Below are 18,379 nucleotides of genomic sequence, written 5' to 3'. Positions count from 1 at the left end.
CGACCAGGCTTCCCGGCGCTCCGAACCCCACTGTACCAGTAACGGGGTCGGTCACCCCGCTCGGTTGTTCGACACCAGCCGGGTACCGTCGCTATTTGCCCGCGTAATCCGTTGGCGGTCAAGAAGTTCCAGGAGCGGAACGGCCACGCGCCGGGTGGTGTCCAGGGCGCGCTTGGCCTCGGCGACGGTGAACGGCTGGGGGAGGCCGGCCAGGATCGCCGCCGCGGCGTCGACAACGTCGGGGCCCAACACCACGCCTGTCGCGATCCGGGTGAGCCGGCCGGCCCGTACCGCGGCCGCCAGTTCCTTGGAGCCCAGCCCGAGGGCGGTCAAGGCGTCGGCCTCCGGAGCCCGGAACGGCGCGGCGGCCAGCAGCTTCTCCACCTCGCGCACCGCATGGTCCACCCGCTCGGGTAGCTGCACCCCGGGCTTGCGCACCCGCCCTTGCGAGACTTCGAGTCCGGTGCCCTCGATCAGCGGCGCGATCAGCTCGGGGGCGGGCAGGCCGAGTGCTCGGCGCAGTGCCTCCGCCGGCATTCCGGCCGCGATGTCGTTCTCCGTCGACCACCGCTCCACCGCCGGCACCACATGCTGACAGCGCTCGGCCCACCAGCTTTCGTCGATCACCCACTCGTCGATCCGCAGACCGCGCTCGGGCAGACCCATCGCGCGCAGTTCGCTGCGGCGTGCGCAGACGGGGGGCCGGGGCCGCCCGTCGGCCAGCTCCGCGGCCCGGGCCCGCGCCGCACCGCGCCTCCGCAGCGCCGGCGGCCGGACGTCGAGCACCTCGACCCCGGCGGCGATCCGGTGTGCACCCGGATCGCGCAGCACGCCGATGTCGCCGACCCGCAGCGGCAGCGGGCGGGCCAGCCGCAGCCGGGCCGCCGCCTGCCCGAGAGGGCGCACCGTCACCGGGACCGCGGCCGACCCGAGGTGCAGGACGAGTTCGCGGTGCACGTCGTCGGGGACGGTGAGCGCCACGTCGACCTCGGTGGTGGTCAGCCAGGCGTCCGGGGTGCACAGGGCGTCTCCGCGACCGAGTTGCCGGTGGTCGATGCTGCGCAGGTTCACCGCGACCCGGGCGACGGCGCCCACCTCGGTGCGGTCGCGTCCCAGGGACTGCAGCCCGCGGATCGCGACGCGGCGCCCGTCATGAGTGAGTTCGTCACCCACGCGCAGCGTGCCTGCGCCCAGCGTGCCGGTGACCACGGTCCCCGCACCCCGCACGGTGAACGAACGGTCCACCCATAGCCGCACGTCCGCGTCGCGGTCGGGCGACGGCAGCCGGTCGACCAGGGCGATCAGGCCGGCGCGGACCGCGTCGAGGTCGGCGCCGAGCACAACCGGCGCCGTCGGTAGCCGCTCCCGGGTCTGCGCCACCGCCCGGCCGGGATCGGCCAGGTCGGTCTTGCTGACCACCACCAGAACGTCGTCGACGCCCAGTGCCCGCAACGCGGCCAGATGTTCGTCGGACTGCGGCATCCAGCCCTCGGTGGCGGCGACGACGAACACGACGGCCGGCACCGGGCCCACGCCCGCGAGCATCGTCGCGACGAACCGCTCGTGGCCCGGCACGTCGACGAAGGCGACCTCATGCCCCGCGATGTCGGTCCAGGCGAAGCCGAGTTCGATGGTCAGGCCGCGACGCTGCTCCTCGGCGAGTCGGTCGGGCCACATCCCGGTGAGCCGGTGCACGAGCGTCGACTTGCCGTGGTCGACGTGTCCGGCCGTCGCTACGACGTACACGCCAGGATCGCCGCCGCGAGCAGCTCGTCCTCCTCGGGCGCCACGGTGCGCAGATCGAGCAGGCAGCGGCCGTCCTCGACGCGGCCGACCACCGCCGGTGTGCCCGTGCGCAGCTCGACGGCGTAGGACTCCGGCAGGCTCAGCCCGGCGCTGGGCAGCGCGACCTCCGGGGCGCCGCCGCCGCCGACCGCCGCCACACAGTCCACGACGTCGGCGCCGGGCAGCCGTTCGGCCAGCCGTCGGGCCCGGGCCCGCAACCCGTCGACGTCCGCGGTGAGCGCCTGCTCGACAGGGGGTGGCGGTCCGGTCAGCGTGGCCTCGAGCGCGGCCAGGGTCAGCTTGTCGACGCGCACCGCGCGGGCGGCCGGATGTCTGCGCAGCCGGTCGATCAGGTCGGCGGTGCCCAGCAGCAGACCCGCCTGCGGGCCGCCGAGCAGTTTGTCCCCGCTCGCGGTGACCAGATCGGCGCCGTGGCGCAGCGCGGTGGTGGCGGCCGGTTCGTCGGGCAGCACCGGATGCGGGGTCAGCAGCCCTGACCCGATGTCGACGACCAGCGGCGCCGGCAGACCGGCCAGGTCGGCGACGGCGACGCTGGAGGTGAATCCGCTGACGTGGTAGTTGGACGGGTGCACCTTGAGGATGAAGCCGGTGTCGGGGCCGATGGCGGCGGCGTAGTCGCGCAGATGGGTGCGGTTGGTGGTGCCGACCTCGCGGATGCGCGATCCGGTCGATTCCAGTAGCTCGGGCAGGCGGAAGCCGTCGCCGATCTCGATGAGTTCGCCGCGGCTGACGACGATCTCGCGTCCCGGCGCCAGCGTCAGCGCCGTCAGCAGCAGCGCTGCGGCGTTGTTGTTGACCACGTGCACCCCGCCCGCGGCCGGCACCGCGGCGGACAGCGCCGCCAGGGCACCGCGTCCGCGACGGGCCCGGCGGCCGGTCTGCAGGTCGAACTCGACGTCGGTGGCGCCGGCTGCGGTCGTCATCGCCGCGACCGCGGCCTGCGACAGGGGGGCCCGGCCGAGGTTGGTGTGTACGACGACCCCGGTGGCGTTGATGACCGGCCGGAGGCTGGCCGCGCCCGCGGGCAGCGCGGCGACGGCGTGGTCCGCGACGTCGTCGGCGGCGATCTCGCCGTTGCGGGCGAGCTGCTGGGCGGCGGCGATCACGGACTTGACCAGCGTCCGGCCCAGCGTGCGCTGCGCGTCGACCAGGCGCGGATCGGCGAGCAGCGCGTCGGTGCGGGGGATCCGGCGGCGGGGATCACTGATGACCACGACGCCATCATGCGCCATCATCACGCGCCACCCGGGTACACCGGAGATGTGCTGACGTCTGTGGGTCACGGCAAGCTGGAGCGCGCGCAGTTCGCGGTGCTGCTGCAGGATGCGGGTATCGAGGCCCTCGTCGATATCCGGCGCTTCCCGAACAGCAGACACAACCCCGATGTGGAGTCGTCGACGATGGCGGTGTGGCTGGCCGACGCGGGCCTGGCCTACCGATGGGATCCGCGCCTCGGCGGACGCCGCCGGCTGCCTGCCGGGGAGCCGCCCGAGGACGGCTGGTGGCGCGTCACCCAGTTCGCGGCCTATGCCGCGTACACCCGCACCGCCGAATTCGCCGACGGGTTCGGCGAGCTGATCGAGCAGTCGCGGCGCCAACCCACCGCCATGATGTGCAGCGAGGCGGTGTGGTGGCGGTGTCACCGGCGCATCGTGGCCGACGTCGCAGTGGTCACCGGGGCGAGCGAGGTCCGCCACCTGATGCACGACGGACGGCTGCTGCCGCATCCGGAGCCGACCGCGGCCGTCCTGCGGCCGGACGGGTCCGTGGTGTGGCCCGCCCAGCTGGGCTGATGGGTGGCGGAGGCGGACGGGAATCGAACCCGCCAGCGACAGTTCCTGCCGCTCAGCGATTTTGAAGATCGTGCCGGTCACCAGACCGAATACGCCTCCGGAGGCCCACCGGTCCATCATGGCAGGCAGCATGGAGGCCGTGACCACAGGACAGATCTACCGACTGACCCAGTACGCCCACGGCGGCGGATGCGCATGCAAGATCCCACCCGGCGAGTTGGAGAACGTGGTGCGCGGGCTGACCGGCGCCGCGCCCGTCGATCCGATCGGCGAACTGCTGGTCGGCCTCGACGACGGCGACGACGCGGCCGCGGTGCGGATCGCGGGCGGGACGGCGCTGATCATGACGACCGACTTCTTCACCCCGGTGGTCGACGATCCGTACGACTGGGGCCGGATCGCGGCGACCAACGCGCTGTCCGACGTCTACGCCATGGGCGGCCGGCCGGTGGTGGCGGTCAACCTGCTGGGCTGGCCGCGCGACGTGCTGCCGTTCGAGCTGGCCGCCGAGACGCTGCGCGGCGGCCTCGATGTCTGCACGGCGGCCGGCTGCCACCTGGCCGGCGGGCACAGCGTCGACGACCCGGAGCCGAAGTACGGGCTGGCCGTCACCGGGATCGCCGACCCCGACCGGCTGCTGCGCAACGACGCCGCCAGGCCCGGCACCGCGCTGTCGCTGACCAAGCCGCTCGGCGTGGGCGTGCTCAACAGCAGACACAAGGCCACCGGCGAACGGTCCGAGGAGGCGATCGCGGCGATGACCACGCTCAACGCCGACGCCGCCGCGGCCGCGTTGGCTGCCGGTATCGAATGCGCCACCGACGTCACGGGTTTCGGCCTGCTCGGCCACCTCTACAAGACCGCCCGCGCCAGCGGCGTCACGGCGGTGGTCGACGCTGCCGCGGTGCCGTATCTCGCCGGGGCCCGCGAGGCGCTGGCCGCCGGATACGTGAGCGGCGGAACGCGGCGCAACCTGGACTGGGTGGCCCCGCACGCCGACCTCAGCGCGGTCAGCGCGGACGAGGCGCTGTTGCTGGCCGACGCCCAGACCTCCGGCGGTCTGCTGCTGGCAGGTGAGATCCCCGGCGCCCCGGTCATCGGCGAATTCGTGCCGCGTGGAGAGCACGTGATCGTCGTGCGGTGACGGTCCCGGTCTCTAGGATCGGACCATGCTCAGCGCCGTGGGAAGCCTCGCCTCGATCTCCATCGACTGTCCCGATCCTGACCTGCTGGCGCCGTTCTACCGCGATCTGCTGGGCCTCGACGAGGTGTTCGCCACCCACGACCGGGGCATCGTCTCGCTCGCTGGTGCGGGCCCGATGCTGACGCTGATGCGCGTGGAGACCTACGTCGCCCCGAACTGGCCGGACGGCCCGCAGCTGCAGCAGATGCACCTCGACGTCGCGGTCGACGACCTCGACACCGCAGTGGCCGCGGCCGTCGCGCTGGGCGCCACCGAGGCCGCGCGGCAACCGGCGGCGCAGGCGTGGCGGGTGCTGCTGGACCCGGTCGGTCACCCGTTCTGCCTGAGCACGGTGCGCCCGGATTAGCTGTCTCGTTCTGCCGCAGCGGTTTCCGCGTCCCGGATCGCGTCGTTGACCCGTCGGTTGTGGATCAGCACGTCGTCCATCACCTCGGTGAAGACGCTGCGGGCGGCCAGGAGCGGCCCGACCCAGGCGGGTGCCGTGACGCGGGAGGCCCGGCGCTCGACGCCGTCGAGGACGGCGGCGGCGGCCGCCTCGACGGTCATCGGGCGGGTGATGAAATCCGGTGCGACGTCGCGGATCGCGGCGGCCTGTTCGTCGGCGAAGGCGTCGGCGGCCAGGTCGGTGTCGATGAAGCCGAGGTAGGCGATCCCGGCGCTGACGCCGTGCTGCGCCAGTTCGACGCGCAGGGTGCGGGCCAGCTGTTCGACCCCGGCCTTGCTGACGGCATACGGCGCGGCGAGCACTCCGTTGAAGAAGGCGTAGATCGAGCCGACCAGCGCGATGTGCCCGCGGCGGTCGATGACGGCGGGCAGCGCGGCGCGCACGGTGCGCCACTGCCCGAGCAGATCCACCTCCACGGTGTGTTCGAAGGCGTCCGGATCGATGGTGCCGACGGTGTGCGACGGCGGTGCGATACCGGCGTTGGCGATCACGACGTCGATACCGCCGAACCGGGTGGCCGTCTCCTCGGCGGCGCGGCGCAACGCGTCGGCGTCGGTGACGTCGGCCTGGAACGCGGCGGCGCCGGGGCCCAGTTCGGCGGCGAGTTCGGTCAGCGGCTCCAACCGGCGACCCACCAGCGCCACGCGGGCGCCGCGGTCGTGGGCCTGCCGGGCGATCTCGGCGCCGAGACCCCGGGCGGCGCCGGTGACGAACACGACGCGGCCGGTGAGGTCGAGTCGCATCGGCGCACCGAAGCGGGCGCCGATCACGGGCACCCCCTGGGCCAGCCGCACCGCGGTGCGTCCGAGCAGACGTACGGCGTCGTCGATCATTGCGCCCTCCCCGTCGGTGGAGCTCAGAGTATGGCCGCGGCGGTGCATCGGGAAACAGAAGTGCAACGGTTCGCCGGGAAACTCTGCTCCACGACGTACGGTCATCCGATGACCCAGACCGACATCGATGTCGTGACGCGCGCGCGCGACATGCGGGACCTCGTGGCGAGCAACGCCGCCGAATCAGAACGCCTCCGCACCCTCGCCCCGGCAATCGTCGAGCAGATGTGGGCCGGCGGCCTGATGTCGGCGTTCAACCCCGCCCCGGCCGGTGGTGTCGAGCCCACCTTCGCCGAGATGATCGAGACATGGATCGAGATGGCTTGGCAGGACGGGTCGTTCGGCTGGATCGGTATTGCGAACATGCCGTCGTCGTTCGCCGCCGCCAGCTATCTGCCCGACGCCGGATTCGCCGAGGTGTTCACCGGCAACGACAACCGGGTCACCATGGGCGGACAGTTCTTCCCCAACGGCCAGGGCGTCACGGTCGACGGCGGCTACCGGTTGTCCGGATCGTGGAGCTTCGGCTCCGGCACCGGGCACGCACAGTACGTCGCCGCGGGCTTCTTCCCCCTCGACGACGGTGAGATGCGTTGGGTCAGTGAGGGAGTGCCCGACATGCAGGTGGCGATCCTGCCGCGGGCCGACGTCACGTTCAGCGACGGCTGGCACGTACAGGGGCTCAAGGGCACCGGCTCCTACGACTACAGCGTCAGCGACGTGTTCGTGCCCGCGCACCGCACGTTCCCGCTGTTCGAGCGCATCCCGCAGCGCGGATCGTCGCCGGCCACCCGGATGGGGCTGATGCCGGTCACCGCCGCGGGCCACGCGTCATGGGCACTCGGCGTGGCCAAGAGCATGCTCGACGACGTGCAGGACCTGGCCGCGACGAAGTACCGGATGAGCGATATGGCGTCGCTGGCGAGCCGGCCCACCTTCCAGAAGGGACTGGCCCACCACGTCGCGGCCTGGCGGGCGGCGCGGCTGCTGGTCCTGGACGCGTTCACCACCGCCGAGACCACCGTCGGCGCGGGCGCTGACCTCACCCCGGCGCTGCGGGCCGATATGCGCGTGGCCGCCGTCTACGCCACCGATGTGGCGCGGGCCTGCGCGGAGTGGGCGCATCTGGTCGCGGGGACGAGCGCGATCCGGGAGGGCAGCCGCCTCGAGCGGGCGTTCCGCGACGTCTACACCGGCACCCAGCACGCGTTCATCAGCGAGAAGGTCGCGATCGATGCCGCCCAGATCTGGCTGGGGATCATCGAGGACCAGCCCGGTCTCTAACCGAACGGGTCGCGATCGGTGAGCTCGGCGACCATCGCGTCGATCCGTTCGCGGTCCGCCTCGATCGCTGCGGTGGCCGCCTCCGTCGCGTTCTGCAGCGCCTCGTTCAACCGGGCCTCGACGGTCTGGGCGCCCAATCGCAGCGTGCCGTCGGCGATGTAGACGTCGGTCAGCTGATGGTGGCCGTCGAGGGTGACCTCCACGGTGCGCGACGCGTCGGAGCCGGTGAACGTGTCGGTGTTCATCTTCTGCAGCTGCGCATCCATGATCGACTGCAGCTCGCGGGCCTGCCGCAGGACGGCAGCGACCGCGGGATGCATCTCGTCGGTCACTTGGAATCCTTGTTGTCCTGCGGACCTTTGCGGGGCTGCCGGCCGATGATCGCCTCGGTGAACGGCCGGTCCTCGACGTAGAGATCCTCGTCGGGCGAGAGCCCCGGCGTGCGCTTGCGGTCCTGGCCGCCGCCGCGCCCGGCGCCGGCGCCGCCCATCGGCATACCGCCCATCCCCATGCCGCCCACTCCGGCGCCGGCACCGGCCGGGCCACCCGCGTTGCCGCCGCGCGCACCGCCGGTCGCGACGGGTGCCACCGAATCGGCGCCGACCGCGGGCTGCAGCGGACCGGCCGGAATCCCGCCGGCTCCGGCACCTCCGCCACCCGCCCCACCGCCGGCGCCGCCACCACCGGCAGCGGCGGGGGTGAGACCGGGATCGTCGGGCAGGGGAGGCAGACCCTCGTCGCCGGCGCCGGGTATCTCCCCGGGCAACCCACCGCCGGGTGCGCCGCCACCGGCGGGCGAGCCACCCCCGGGCGAGCCACCGCCCGCAGGCGATCCGCCGCCGGGTGAGCCACCACCGGACGGCGCGCCACCGCCCTGGCCGCCCGCCGATGCCGGGGACACCGCGGGGGAGCCGCCCTGCCGGCCGAAGTCGCTCGGGTTCGGCATCCCGCCGGACGGTGCGCCGCCACCGCCACCGCCGCCGCCGACCGACGACGGTCCGCTCGGCGCGGCGGAATCGGGTCTGCCCGGCATCGACGGGGTGATGTCGGCCCCTGCGGCGTAGCCCTCCCGCAGATCGTCGGACTGCTGCTGGAGTTGCTGCATGTCGTTCTGCAGCTGCTGGATCACCGGATCGCCGGCAGATCGCTGCCGGTAGGCCGTCGCCAGCTGCTGCTTCTTGGTCATGTACTGCTCATAGATGGTCTGGTGCGCGGCCTTGGCGGCGAGGTGGGCCTCGCGGATCTTCTCTGCCGAGTGCGCGAGCTCGCGGTAGGCCTTGCTCAGATCCTCCAGCCAGGCGTTGAACGTGTTGTGGCGCTTGAGCGCCGCATCCGCGGCCTCGCCCTCCCAGTCGGTGGTGTTCGGCAACCCGGAGCGCGCGTCGAGATGGTCGGCCATGATCCCGAAGTTGACGGCCAGCAGCTGCAGGGAGGCGCCGTCGTCGCCCTCGGCCAAGAGCTGCTGGGTGGTCTCGACGTCGGCGTAGGACCCGGGCGCGACGGCACCGAACGCGGGGTCGTCGGGGACCGCGGGCAGCGGCACCGAGTTGTCCGGGATGGTGATCCGTCCGACGGCGGCAGCGCGGTCGGGATTGTCGATCGCGACGCCGTACTCCTCGTCGACGTTCTGATAGGCGTCGGCCGCGGATCGCAACGAACCCATGATGTTGGCGTTCTCGGTCTCGGCGTAGGACCAGTACTGGCTCAGCGCCGCGGCGTTCTTGTTGAGGTTCTCCACGGCGGCGATGGTCGCGGTGAGGCGGTCGGGGCGTTGTGCTTCGGACTGCAGCTTCACGAACGGGAAGGTCATCGCGTCCGCCTGGGTCCGCAGCGTCTGCGGATCCACCCGTTGTTCCGTCATGCGCGAGCCTCCCTCCCCGTCAGCGCCCGCGTGCCCTGACTCATTGTTCCAGCGCCATCTGGTAGCGGCTCTCCTCACGCGGATTGATGAGGTGGATCGGTAGCTGCCGATGTCGCGGGGTGTCGATGAAGTTGTGGCGCAAGATGACCCGGCTGACTCCGGGATGCGGTCCGAGGTAGGTGGTGGCCTCCCCGCCGTGGCCGGGCCACGAGATCTTCGCGACGTCGCCGATGCGGCCGTTGACGAATCCCGCGAACTCACCGAAGCGCGGACCGAGGGTGACGACCCCGCCCGCGGCCGCCGACCGCACCACGAACTGTGTGAACAACCGCGCGTCACCGAGGTTGATGCTGACGTCGATGTCGTCGAACGGCATGTAGACCGGATGACGGTCCGCGGTCTCGCCGACCAGGATGCCGGCGGAGCCGATCGGGAGCTCGTAGTGCCGATCGGTCACCGGGCTGATGCCCTGCAGGGCGGCGCGCTGCCCGCCGAACAGACACGAAAAGCCCCGCGGCGTCGTGGGATTGGCCAACGTGGTGAGCAGCACCGTGGTGGTCGGCGCGGTGCCCGGCCGGATCCGCATCCGGGTGATGGTGTGGTCGGCGCGGGCCGACCACCAGGCGTCCGGTCCGCCGGGTGCGCTGTAGGCGGCGGTGAAGGTGCTGCGGCCCTTGATCGACGACCACGTCTCGCGTTCGAAGCTGACCTCGGTCGCCCGGTCGAAATCGTCGAAACTGCGGCTGCAGCGAGCATCGATTCCGTTGCTGGACAACTGATCTGCGATGCGCGTCGTAGAGGCGACCAGATAGCGGGCCAGCCCGGCGACGCCGGATTCGCGGCGTTGCGCGGTTTTGCGCGTCCGGTCGGGATCGGCGCGCAGCACGATCCACGTGCGCCTGCTGGCCGGCGCCGGATACGGACCGACGACCTGTTCGTAGAGGGCGACGAGGCTGGCGGGCGCGGTCTTGCCGACGCGATAGCCGGCGGAGACGACGTCGGCCTCGAGATCGGGGCAGTGCGCGGCGATGAGTTCCTCGACCAGCGCGGTGTCGAGGACGTCGTCGGTGAACGCCTGCCCGTTGACCACGACCGTCGGGGTGAACGGCCGCGGCACCAGCTCGATGGCCGAAACGAGATGGTCGCCCTGCCAGCGCACGGCGACGTGATCGCCGGGCAGTACGGTCGCCCCCACCGCGGGCTCGGACGGCGGGGCGGGCAGATGGCGGTGGCCGCGCCGCCAGGAGAACAGGACGGTGATCCAGCCGGTGAGCCGGCGACCACGCAGCGTCACCACCGCGATGAGCGCGATGGCGACCGAGATGCCGACGCCCAGCCACAGTTGGTTGTTGGGAATGCACACCGCGAGGCAGGCCGGGATCAGCACGGCCGCCCAGATGAGGTGGCCGGTGGTGAACCGCAGACCGAAATGGCGCAGCACGGTCATCGGCGCCTCAGTGCCCGGCGGGTGAGCGCGCCGATTCCCAGCACCGCGGCGAGTCCGGCCGCGATGATGACGACCATCGTGATCGGTCCGCGGTCCGGCGGCGGGACGTACGCCGGCGGCGGGATCTCCTTGACCCGGTAGGGCACGGTCGCCGGGCCCTCGGGCACGTCCCAGGTGAGGGCGGCGACCGGGTCGATGACGCCGGCGCCGACGTAGTTGTCGACGCCGCCGCCCGGATGCCGGGCCGTCGCGGTGATGCGGTTCATGAGCTGGGCGGGGGACAGCTCCGGAAAGCGCTCCTTGAGCAGCGCCGCCAGCCCGGAGACGTACGCCGCGGCGAACGACGTCCCGCCGATCGGGATCGGCCCGTCCTGACCCTGCAGCGCGTTGACCGGCGCGCCGTCGTAACCCAGCGCGGTGATGTTGGCGCCCGGCGCTGCCGCACCGACCCAGGGGCCGGACATGGAGAAGTTGCTGGGCTGGCCGTTCTCGTCGATGCTGCCGACGGTCAGCACCAGCGGTGAGTACCAGGCCGGGCTGACGATGGTCTGCACCTGCTGCCAGCCGCGCGGATCGGCCGGGATCGCCGGATCGGGCGGCGGATTCTGGCTGCAGTCCTGACCGGTGTTGCCGGCGGCCACGATGACGACGGCGTTCTTGACGTTGACCGCGTAGTTGATCGCCGCGCCCAGGCCGGTCTCGTCGATGCGCCTGGTGATCTTGTAGCAGGCGGCCTCGCTGATGTTGATGACCTGCGCGCCGAGGTTGGCGGCGTGCACGACGGCGCGCGCCAGACTGCGCAGCGAACCGGCCGTCGGGGTGGTGTTCGGGTCGTTGGGGTCCTGTCGGGCGCCGACGGGCTGGAACGCCTCGGAGGTCTGCCGCAGCGACAGGATGCGGGCGTTGGGGGCGACGCCGATGAAACCGTCGGTGGGTGCGCCGCGCCCGGCGATCAGCGAGGCGGTCAGCGTGCCGTGGGAGTCGCAGTCGGACATGCCGTTGCCGGCCTGGTCGACGAAATCGCCACCGGGTTCGGCCGGGACCCGCGGGGAGCCGGTCACGCCGGTGTCGATGACGGCGACGGTGACCCCCGCGCCGGTCGCGAACTTCTGCGCCTCGGGCAGCTGCAGATAGTTGTTGGCCCACGGGCGGTCGGCAAAATTGCTGTTGGGCAGGACGGTCGGTGCGGAGCACACCCGGCGCTGTTCGGTCGGCGAATCCGGGCCGGTCTGGTCGGGGGGCACGGCGACGGGGTCGATGACGGGCGGTTCGAGCGCTGCGGCGGGCGGTGCCGTCAGCAGAACCAGCAGCAACGCCGACAACAGCACAACGATGCGACGCATCGCGTCACCCACCCCCCTCGTCGCGCAGAACGCGGCCTCGAGACTCAGGGGCCCTTAGCAAACCGGCAACCGGCCGCTGAGCAGCCCATCCTGTCGCGTCGCCCCGACCGATCGCATGCACGGTAGCAATCGTAGGCGCGCGCCGAAGGGGTCGGTCGCGGTTTTTCTCAGGCGTCGAGATCCTGGGCGACCAGAGCCGCGACGGTGTCCAGGGCGCCTTCGTCGTCGGATTCCACGGTGACCTCCGCGCCGTTGTCGGCGCCGAGCGTCATGATCATCAGCGCCGATCCGGCGTCGACGGGTTCGCCGCCGGCCATCGAGAGGGTGACGGGGACGCCGGCGTTGACGACGGCCTCGGCGATGATCGCGGCGGGGCGGGCGTGCAGGCCGATCGACGAGCCGACGGTGACGGTCTTGGCGGGCATGGGTTCTCTTTCCTTCAGGCGGTCGTCGAACTCGACGAAATGGCGGATTTCTCTCGTACTTCTGCGCGCGTTTGTTCATTTGGGCGGAATTGTTTGGCGGCGACGACGGCGACGGCCGCGGCGGCGGTACCCGCGGCGAGTGCGACGAGGAACCACAGCAGGTTGCCGATCGCGAAGAAGACGAAGATGCCACCGTGCGGCGCCTTCAGCGTGACGTCGAACGCCATGATCAGCGCGCCGGTGACCGCGCCGCCGAACATCATCGACGGGATCACCCGCAGCGGGTCGGCGGCCGCGAACGGGATCGCGCCCTCGGAGATGAACGAGGCGCCCAGCAGCCACGCCGCGCGGCCGTTCTCCCGTTCGGGTTCGGTGAACAGCGCCGGGCGCACCGTCGAGGCCAGCGCCATCGCCAGCGGCGGCACCATCCCGGCCGCCATCACCGCGGCCATGATCCGCAGCGACGCCGGGTCCGCGACGTTGAGACCGGCCGTGGCGAACGCGTACGCGGCCTTGTTGACGGGTCCGCCCAGGTCGAAGCACATCATCAGACCGAGGATGACGCCGAGGATGATCACCGAACTCCCCGACAGTCCGCCCAGCCAGTTCGTCAACCCCGAGGTGATCGCGGCCAGCGGACGTCCCAGCAGCAGGAACATCAACAGCCCGACCGCCAGCGACGCGAACAGCGGGATGACCACCACCGGCATGAGGCCCCTGGCCCACTGCGGCACCTTGATTCGGCTGATCCACAGCGCGGCGAATCCGGCGATCAGACCGCCGACGATGCCGCCGATGAATCCGCCACCCACGAACACCGCGACCGCGCCCGCGGTGAAGCCGGGGGCGATGCCGGGCCGGTCGGCGATCGCGAACGCGATGTAGCCGGCCAGCGCGGGCACGAGGAACGAGAACGCCAACCCGCCGAGCGTGAACAGGATCGCGCCCAGGTACTGCACGAATCCACCCGGCGGCAGATCGGTCAGGGAGTTCGTCGTGGCGATGATGTTGCCCAGTGAGCTGCTCTCGCCGTCGGGGGTGTTCGCGATGTCGTAACCGGCGAACAGGAAGCCCAGCGCGATCAGCAGACCGCCCGCTGCGACGAACGGGATCATGTAGCTCACACCGGTGAGCAGGATCTGCCGGGTCCGGGTGCCCCACCCGACGTCGCCCGACGGCGCCGCCGCCGACGTCGCCCCCGCAGAGCCCTCGACGCGCGCGGCGTCCGGGTTGTCGGCGGCGCTCAGCGCCTCGGCGACCATCTTGTCCGGTTCGTTGATCGCTCGTTTGACGCCGGAGGCGACGACGGGTTTACCCGCGAAGCGCTGCCGGTCCTTGACGCCGACGTCGGTGGCGAAGATGACGGCGTCTGCCGCGGCGATCGTCTCCGCAGACAGCGGTGTGCTGCCCGAGGAGCCCTGCGTCTCGACGTGCAGGGCTACGCCGGCGGCCTTGGCGGCAGCGACGAGGGAATCGGCGGCCATATAGGTGTGGGCGATGCCGGTCGGACAGGCGGTGACCGCGACGAGGGTGCGCGGCTCGGCGGGCTCGGCCTGCGCGGGCTGGGCGGGTTGGGCGGGCTGCGCGGGTTGGGGGTTGACGACGTCCTCGACCAGCGCCACCACCTCGTCGGGGGTGGCCGCGGCCCGCAGGGCGGCGACGAACTCCTTGCGCACGAGCGCCCGCGCCAGGCTGGAGAGCAGCTTCATGTGCGCGGAACCGCCGGATTCGGGGGCGGCGATCAGGAACGCCAGATCGGCCGGGCCGTCAGGGGCGCCGAAGTCGACCGCAGGCCGCAGGCGGGCGAAGGCGATGGTCGCGGTCGACACGAACGGGGAGCGGCAGTGCGGGATCGCGATGCCGCCGGGCAGGCCCGTCGCCGACTGCTCCTCCCTGGCCATCGCCGCGGCGCGCAGCCCGTCACCGTCGTCGGAGCGGCCCGCTTCGGCGACCAGGCGGGTGAGGCGGTCGATGACGGCTCCTTTGTCGTCGCCGGCGTCGACGTCGAGCAGCACCAGATCGCCGGTGATGATCGAAGCGGTGGGACTGGACATGGCGGTTCTTTCTGTCGTCGGAAGCTAGGAGTTGAGCCGCGCGGCGTCGATCGGAGTGACGGCAACACCGTCGAGGTCGAGTTGGGCGGGCGCGGGCAGGGCGGTGCCCGGCAGCGCGGCGGCGGCACTGCCATAGGCCACGGCCATCCGCAGCCGGTCGGCGGGGTCCGCGCCGCCCACCGCGGCGCGCAAGTATCCGGTCAGCGCGGAATCGCCGGCGCCGACAGTACTGCGGGGCACGATCGGGGGCGGCGTCGCGAACCAGGCGCCGGTGGCGTCGACCAGCACCGCACCCGCCGCACCGAGGGTGGCCAGCACCGCGCCGACCCCGCGGTCGAGCAGATCCCGCGCCGCCGCCGCCACGGGTTCGGCGTCACCCGCCGCCGCCGCGGCCTCGAGCTCGAGGGGGTCGGCGCCGACGAGGTCGGCGAGTTCCTCGGCGTTGGGTTTGAGCAGATCCGGTGCGGCCCGCCGATCGGTGCGGAACGCCGCCGCGAGCGCGCCGAGCGGTCCATCGGAGGTGTCGACGGCGATGCGGCAGCCGCTCGGTTGCAGCAGTGCGACCGCGATGGCATACCAGTGCTCGGGCAGGCCGGGCGGCAGCGAACCGGAGAGCACCACCCAGTCGGCGCCGCGGGCGGCGTCGGCCACGGCGGCGGTGAGGGCGTCGCACGCCGCGTCGTCGAGGACTCCGCCGCGGTCGTTGAGTTTCGTCGTGGTGCCGTCGGGTTCGGTGAGCGCGAGGTTCGTGCGCACCGGCTGGTCGGCCGGGACCCGGCGGAACGGGACACCGCTCGCCCGCAGCGCAGCCACCAGCGGATCCTGCTCGGCGGCGGGCAGGACGGCGACGGTGTCGATCCCGGCCAGCGACAGTGCGCGGGCGACGTTGACGCCCTTGCCGCCCGGCTCGTCGACCACGGCGGCGACGCGCTGGACCGCGCCCCGCCGTAGCGGCGCCGACAGCGTGACCGTGCGGTCGATGCTGGGGTTCGGGGTGACGGTGACGATCACGCGACCACCACCTCGACGCCGCGCTCGATGAATTGCCTGCGGTAGCCGTCGCCGAGCTCGCTGTCGGTGATCAGGGTGTCCACGCTGGACAGCGGGGCGAAGCTGACGAAGTCCTCGCGGCCGGCCTTCGAGGAGTCGGCGGTCACCACGACGCGCGTGGCCGCGCGGACCATCGCCCGTTTGACGGCGGCCTCGTCGCTGTCCGGCGTCGACAGCCCGTGCTCGACGCTGATGCCGTTGGCGCCGACGAACGCCACGTCGACCCGCAGGGTGTCGAGGACGCGTAGCGCCTGGTCGCCGACGGCGGCCTGGGTCAGTCCGCGTACCCGGCCGCCGAGGAGCTGCAGATGCACCGTCGGCATGCCGGCCAACCGGGCGGCGATCGGGACGGAATTCGTCACCACGACGAGTTCGCGGTCGGTCGGCAGCTGGGCTGCGACGCGAGCGGTGGTGGTGCCCGCATCGAGTAGCACGCTGCCACACCCTGCCGGGAGATGGTCGATCGCCGTGGCAGCGATGCGGTCCTTGTGTTCGGCGCGGGTCTCGTCGCGTTCGCCCACACCCGATTCGACGAGGTGCAGCGAGCGGGTCGGCACGGCGCCGCCGTGGACGCGACGCAGCAGCCCGGCCCGGTCGAGAGCAGCCAGATCCCGGCGCACGGTCTCGGTGGTCACGTCGTAGACCTCGGCCAACTCCGCCACCGATGCCCGGCCCTTCTGCAGCACCAGGGAGGCGATGGCCTGCTGCCGTTCTTCGGCGTACATGGGCCTCCACGTTCTGGGTCTGGGTGCGATCGATCGGGGGTAAACGGGCAAAGGCTCGTTGGTTATGTTTGGTTTTACCCCCGATCGTGTTGACTTGTCAATTGTTTTTTGTAATCTGGACCACATGAACGCGTCGTCGTCGTCCGGATCACCATTCCCCCCCGGCACCGTCCTGCACGGGGTTCCGGTCGTGCCCGGAGCCCGGTACGCGCCGGTGATCCGACCCGGCAAGCCAGTGGTCGAGGACGGGCCGGCAGGTGAGGTCGCTGCCGATGACCGGCCTGCCGAGACCGCCCGGTTCACCGCAGCGGTGACCGCGGTCGTCACCCGGCTGCGCGAGCGCGCCGCCCACGCCACCGGCGCCGCGGCGGAGGTACTCACGGCCACGGCGACCCTGGCGCAGGACCGCGCGTGGCTGGCGGCGGCGGAGAAACGCATCGGTTCCGGAGCGCCGGCCACCCGCGCGGTGCGGGACGCGGTGGCCCAGTTCGTCGACATGTTCACCGCAATGGGCGGACTGATGGCCGAGCGCGTCACCGATCTGCAGGACATCCGCGACCGGGTGATCGCCGAGCTGAGCGGGCAACCCGAACCGGGCGTGCCGGTCCCGACGGAGCCGTCGATCCTGTGCGCGGCGGACCTCGCCCCCGCGGACACCGCGGGTCTGGATCCGGCGCTGGTCGTCGCACTGGCCACCACGCTCGGCGGGCCGACCAGCCACACCGCGATCATCGCCCGCCAACTCGGCATCCCGTGCGTGGTCGCCGTCTCGGGTCTCGATGAGGTGCCCCCGGGGGAGTACGTGCTGGTGGACGGTGCGGCGGGCACGGTCACCGTCGCTCCCGACGACGCCCTCGCAGCGCGGGTCGTCGACGCCGCGCGGCATGCCGCCGAACGCACCGCACAGTGGACCGGACCGGGGGCCACCGCCGACGGTCACCCCGTGGCGATCTTGGCGAATGTGCAGGACGGCGCCGGTGCGCGCGCGGCGCGCAGCACGCCCGCGGAGGGCGTCGGGCTGTTCCGCACCGAACTGTGCTTCCTCGACCGCCACACCGAACCCGGGGTCGACGAGCAGGCCGAGATCTACGGCGAAGTGCTCGCCGCCTTCGCCGGCCGCAGGGTCGTCATCCGCACGCTCGACGCGGGATCGGACAAACCGCTGGCGTTCGCCGGCCATCCCGACGAGGCCAACCCCGCGCTCGGCGTGCGCGGAATCCGGATCGCCCACGGCAATCCGGGCCTGCTCGAACGTCAGCTCGCCGGTATCGCCGCCGCGGCGCAGCGCACCGGCAGCCGGCCGTGGGTGATGGCGCCGATGATCGCCACCGCGGATGAGGCGAAGGCCTTCGCGACCGCGGTGCGGCAGCACGGCCTCACGCCCGGCGTGATGGTCGAGGTGCCCGCCGCCGCCCTGCTGGCCGACCGGATTCTCGAACACGTCGACTTCCTGTCGCTCGGCACCAACGATCTCGCGCAGTACACGATGGCCGCCGACCGGATGTCCGCCGAGCTCGCGACGCTCACCGATCCGTGGCAGCCCGCGGTGCTCGCACTCGTGGCGATGACCGCGCGAGCGGGTGCGACGGCCGGTAAGCCGGTCGGCGTGTGCGGTGAGGCCGCGGCCGATCCACTGCTGGCCTGTGTGCTCACCGGCGTCGGCGTGACGTCGCTGTCGGTGGCGGCCGCCGCGGTGCAGGGGGTGGGCGCTGCGCTCGCGCAGGCCACGTTGGAGCAGTGCCGTGCGGCCGCGGACGGTGCGCTCGGCGCCGCCACCGCAGCGGACGCGCGGGCGGCGGCACTGGCCGCGCTGGATTAGACGGTCCAGCCGGTCGCCTGCGGCCACGACTCCACGTCGACGCCGTCGCGGCGCAGCACGACGTATCGATACCCCTGGTCGGCGGCGTGTCCGGTGGTGTCGGCATAGACGCGGCGCGCCTCGTCCTCCGAGCCGCGGGTCACAGAGGTCTCCTGGGCGCCCTGGCCCGCGTCACCCGCATCGTGGAGCGTGGCGGCCACGACCTCCCAGACGGGTCCGTTCGTCTCGGTCATATCCCTGCGGGTACCCACAGAACGCCAGGGAATCAATCGGACTGCGGTCCGGTTATT

The 18,379-nt window shown here is 72.2% G+C and carries 17 protein-coding genes and 1 tRNA gene; 5 read left to right on the top strand and 13 right to left on the bottom strand.

From position 1 onward, the window contains the following. Positions 1-51 precede the first annotated feature (51 nt). Together A5757_RS16640 and selA are read right to left on the bottom strand one after the other, a co-directional pair. Positions 52-1,746, bottom strand: a complete 1,695-nt coding sequence (locus A5757_RS16640; RefSeq protein ID WP_066836084.1) for a selenocysteine-specific translation elongation factor — start codon at positions 1,744-1,746, stop codon at positions 52-54. Beyond that, on the bottom strand, positions 1,734-3,014 hold the full coding sequence (gene selA / locus A5757_RS16635; protein WP_066836156.1) for an L-seryl-tRNA(Sec) selenium transferase: 1,281 nt from the start codon (positions 3,012-3,014) through the stop codon (positions 1,734-1,736). The genes A5757_RS16640 and selA overlap by 13 nt, the downstream gene beginning before the upstream one ends. A gap of 54 nt (positions 3,015-3,068) precedes the next feature. Between selA and A5757_RS16630 the strand changes: the two genes are divergently transcribed. Further along, a complete protein-coding gene (locus A5757_RS16630; RefSeq protein ID WP_066836155.1) occupies positions 3,069-3,599 on the top strand; it encodes a DUF488 family protein in 531 nt (176 codons plus the stop codon). A 4-nt stretch (positions 3,600-3,603) separates the two neighbouring features. On the opposite strand, the gene A5757_RS16625 is transcribed toward A5757_RS16630, so the two are convergent. Continuing rightward, positions 3,604-3,698: transfer RNA gene (locus A5757_RS16625), tRNA-Sec, on the bottom strand. A 31-nt stretch (positions 3,699-3,729) separates the two neighbouring features. On the opposite strand from A5757_RS16625, the gene selD reads away from it, so the two are divergent. Both selD and A5757_RS16615 read left to right on the top strand, forming a co-directional pair. Continuing rightward, positions 3,730-4,743 carry a selenide, water dikinase SelD gene (selD, locus tag A5757_RS16620; RefSeq protein WP_066836153.1) on the top strand — a complete coding sequence of 338 codons (1,014 nt, stop codon included), beginning with the start codon at positions 3,730-3,732 and terminating at the stop codon, positions 4,741-4,743. 25 nt (positions 4,744-4,768) lie between these two features. Further along, positions 4,769-5,149 carry a VOC family protein gene (locus A5757_RS16615; RefSeq protein WP_066836072.1) on the top strand — a complete coding sequence of 127 codons (381 nt, stop codon included), beginning with the start codon at positions 4,769-4,771 and terminating at the stop codon, positions 5,147-5,149. Here A5757_RS16615 and A5757_RS16610 read toward each other — a convergent pair. After that, the gene (locus A5757_RS16610) at positions 5,146-6,186 is read right to left on the bottom strand and encodes an SDR family oxidoreductase (protein WP_082929509.1); all 1,041 of its coding nucleotides are present in this window, start codon (positions 6,184-6,186) and stop codon (positions 5,146-5,148) included. The genes A5757_RS16615 and A5757_RS16610 overlap by 4 nt on opposite strands. 3 nt (positions 6,187-6,189) lie before the next feature. Between A5757_RS16610 and A5757_RS16605 the strand changes: the two genes are divergently transcribed. Further along, on the top strand, positions 6,190-7,365 hold the full coding sequence (locus A5757_RS16605; protein ID WP_066836148.1) for an acyl-CoA dehydrogenase family protein: 1,176 nt from the start codon (positions 6,190-6,192) through the stop codon (positions 7,363-7,365). Here A5757_RS16605 and A5757_RS16600 read toward each other — a convergent pair. The 8 genes from A5757_RS16600 to A5757_RS16565 form a co-directional block, all read right to left on the bottom strand. Then, positions 7,362-7,685, bottom strand: coding sequence for a YbaB/EbfC family nucleoid-associated protein (locus tag A5757_RS16600; RefSeq protein WP_066836150.1), 324 nt, complete (start codon positions 7,683-7,685; stop codon positions 7,362-7,364). The genes A5757_RS16605 and A5757_RS16600 overlap by 4 nt on opposite strands. A gap of 8 nt (positions 7,686-7,693) precedes the next feature. Beyond that, positions 7,694-9,226 (bottom strand): PPE domain-containing protein, encoded by a 1,533-nt coding sequence (locus A5757_RS23900; protein ID WP_066836070.1) that lies wholly within the window; start codon positions 9,224-9,226, stop codon positions 7,694-7,696. Between the two features lie 40 nt (positions 9,227-9,266). After that, positions 9,267-10,673 (bottom strand): type VII secretion protein EccE, encoded by a 1,407-nt coding sequence (gene eccE / locus A5757_RS16590; RefSeq protein ID WP_066836068.1) that lies wholly within the window; start codon positions 10,671-10,673, stop codon positions 9,267-9,269. Then, on the bottom strand, positions 10,670-12,016 hold the full coding sequence (gene mycP / locus A5757_RS16585) for a type VII secretion-associated serine protease mycosin (protein ID WP_066836145.1): 1,347 nt from the start codon (positions 12,014-12,016) through the stop codon (positions 10,670-10,672). Before mycP ends, eccE begins: the two co-directional genes overlap by 4 nt. A gap of 167 nt (positions 12,017-12,183) precedes the next feature. Continuing rightward, positions 12,184-12,441 carry an HPr family phosphocarrier protein gene (locus A5757_RS16580; protein ID WP_066836066.1) on the bottom strand — a complete coding sequence of 86 codons (258 nt, stop codon included), beginning with the start codon at positions 12,439-12,441 and terminating at the stop codon, positions 12,184-12,186. Positions 12,442-12,455: 14 nt separating this feature from the next. Further along, positions 12,456-14,495, bottom strand: coding sequence for a fructose-specific PTS transporter subunit EIIC (locus A5757_RS16575; RefSeq protein WP_066836053.1), 2,040 nt, complete (start codon positions 14,493-14,495; stop codon positions 12,456-12,458). Between the two features lie 24 nt (positions 14,496-14,519). After that, complete coding sequence (locus A5757_RS16570) at positions 14,520-15,506, bottom strand: 1-phosphofructokinase family hexose kinase (protein WP_066836052.1); 987 nt, start codon at positions 15,504-15,506, stop codon at positions 14,520-14,522. Further along, entirely contained in the window at positions 15,503-16,270 is a 768-nt protein-coding gene (locus A5757_RS16565) for a DeoR/GlpR family DNA-binding transcription regulator (protein ID WP_066836050.1), read from the bottom strand. The genes A5757_RS16570 and A5757_RS16565 overlap by 4 nt, the downstream gene beginning before the upstream one ends. A 64-nt stretch (positions 16,271-16,334) precedes the next feature. Here A5757_RS16565 and A5757_RS16560 point away from each other — a divergent pair, with 64 nt between their 5' ends. Further along, positions 16,335-18,089, top strand: coding sequence for a phosphoenolpyruvate--protein phosphotransferase (locus A5757_RS16560; protein ID WP_066836048.1), 1,755 nt, complete (start codon positions 16,335-16,337; stop codon positions 18,087-18,089). Here A5757_RS16560 and A5757_RS16555 read toward each other — a convergent pair. Then, complete coding sequence (locus A5757_RS16555; RefSeq protein WP_066836046.1) at positions 18,086-18,322, bottom strand: hypothetical protein; 237 nt, start codon at positions 18,320-18,322, stop codon at positions 18,086-18,088. The two genes, A5757_RS16560 and A5757_RS16555, sit on opposite strands and share 4 nt — an antisense overlap. Positions 18,323-18,379: the final 57 nt, after the last annotated feature.

Origin of the sequence: Mycobacterium sp. 852013-51886_SCH5428379 (assembly GCF_001665575.1) — a bacterium.
Taxonomy (GTDB): domain Bacteria; phylum Actinomycetota; class Actinomycetes; order Mycobacteriales; family Mycobacteriaceae; genus Mycobacterium.
Note: the sequence above shows the minus strand (reverse complement) of the source record. Positions and strands in the feature narration are given on the sequence as shown.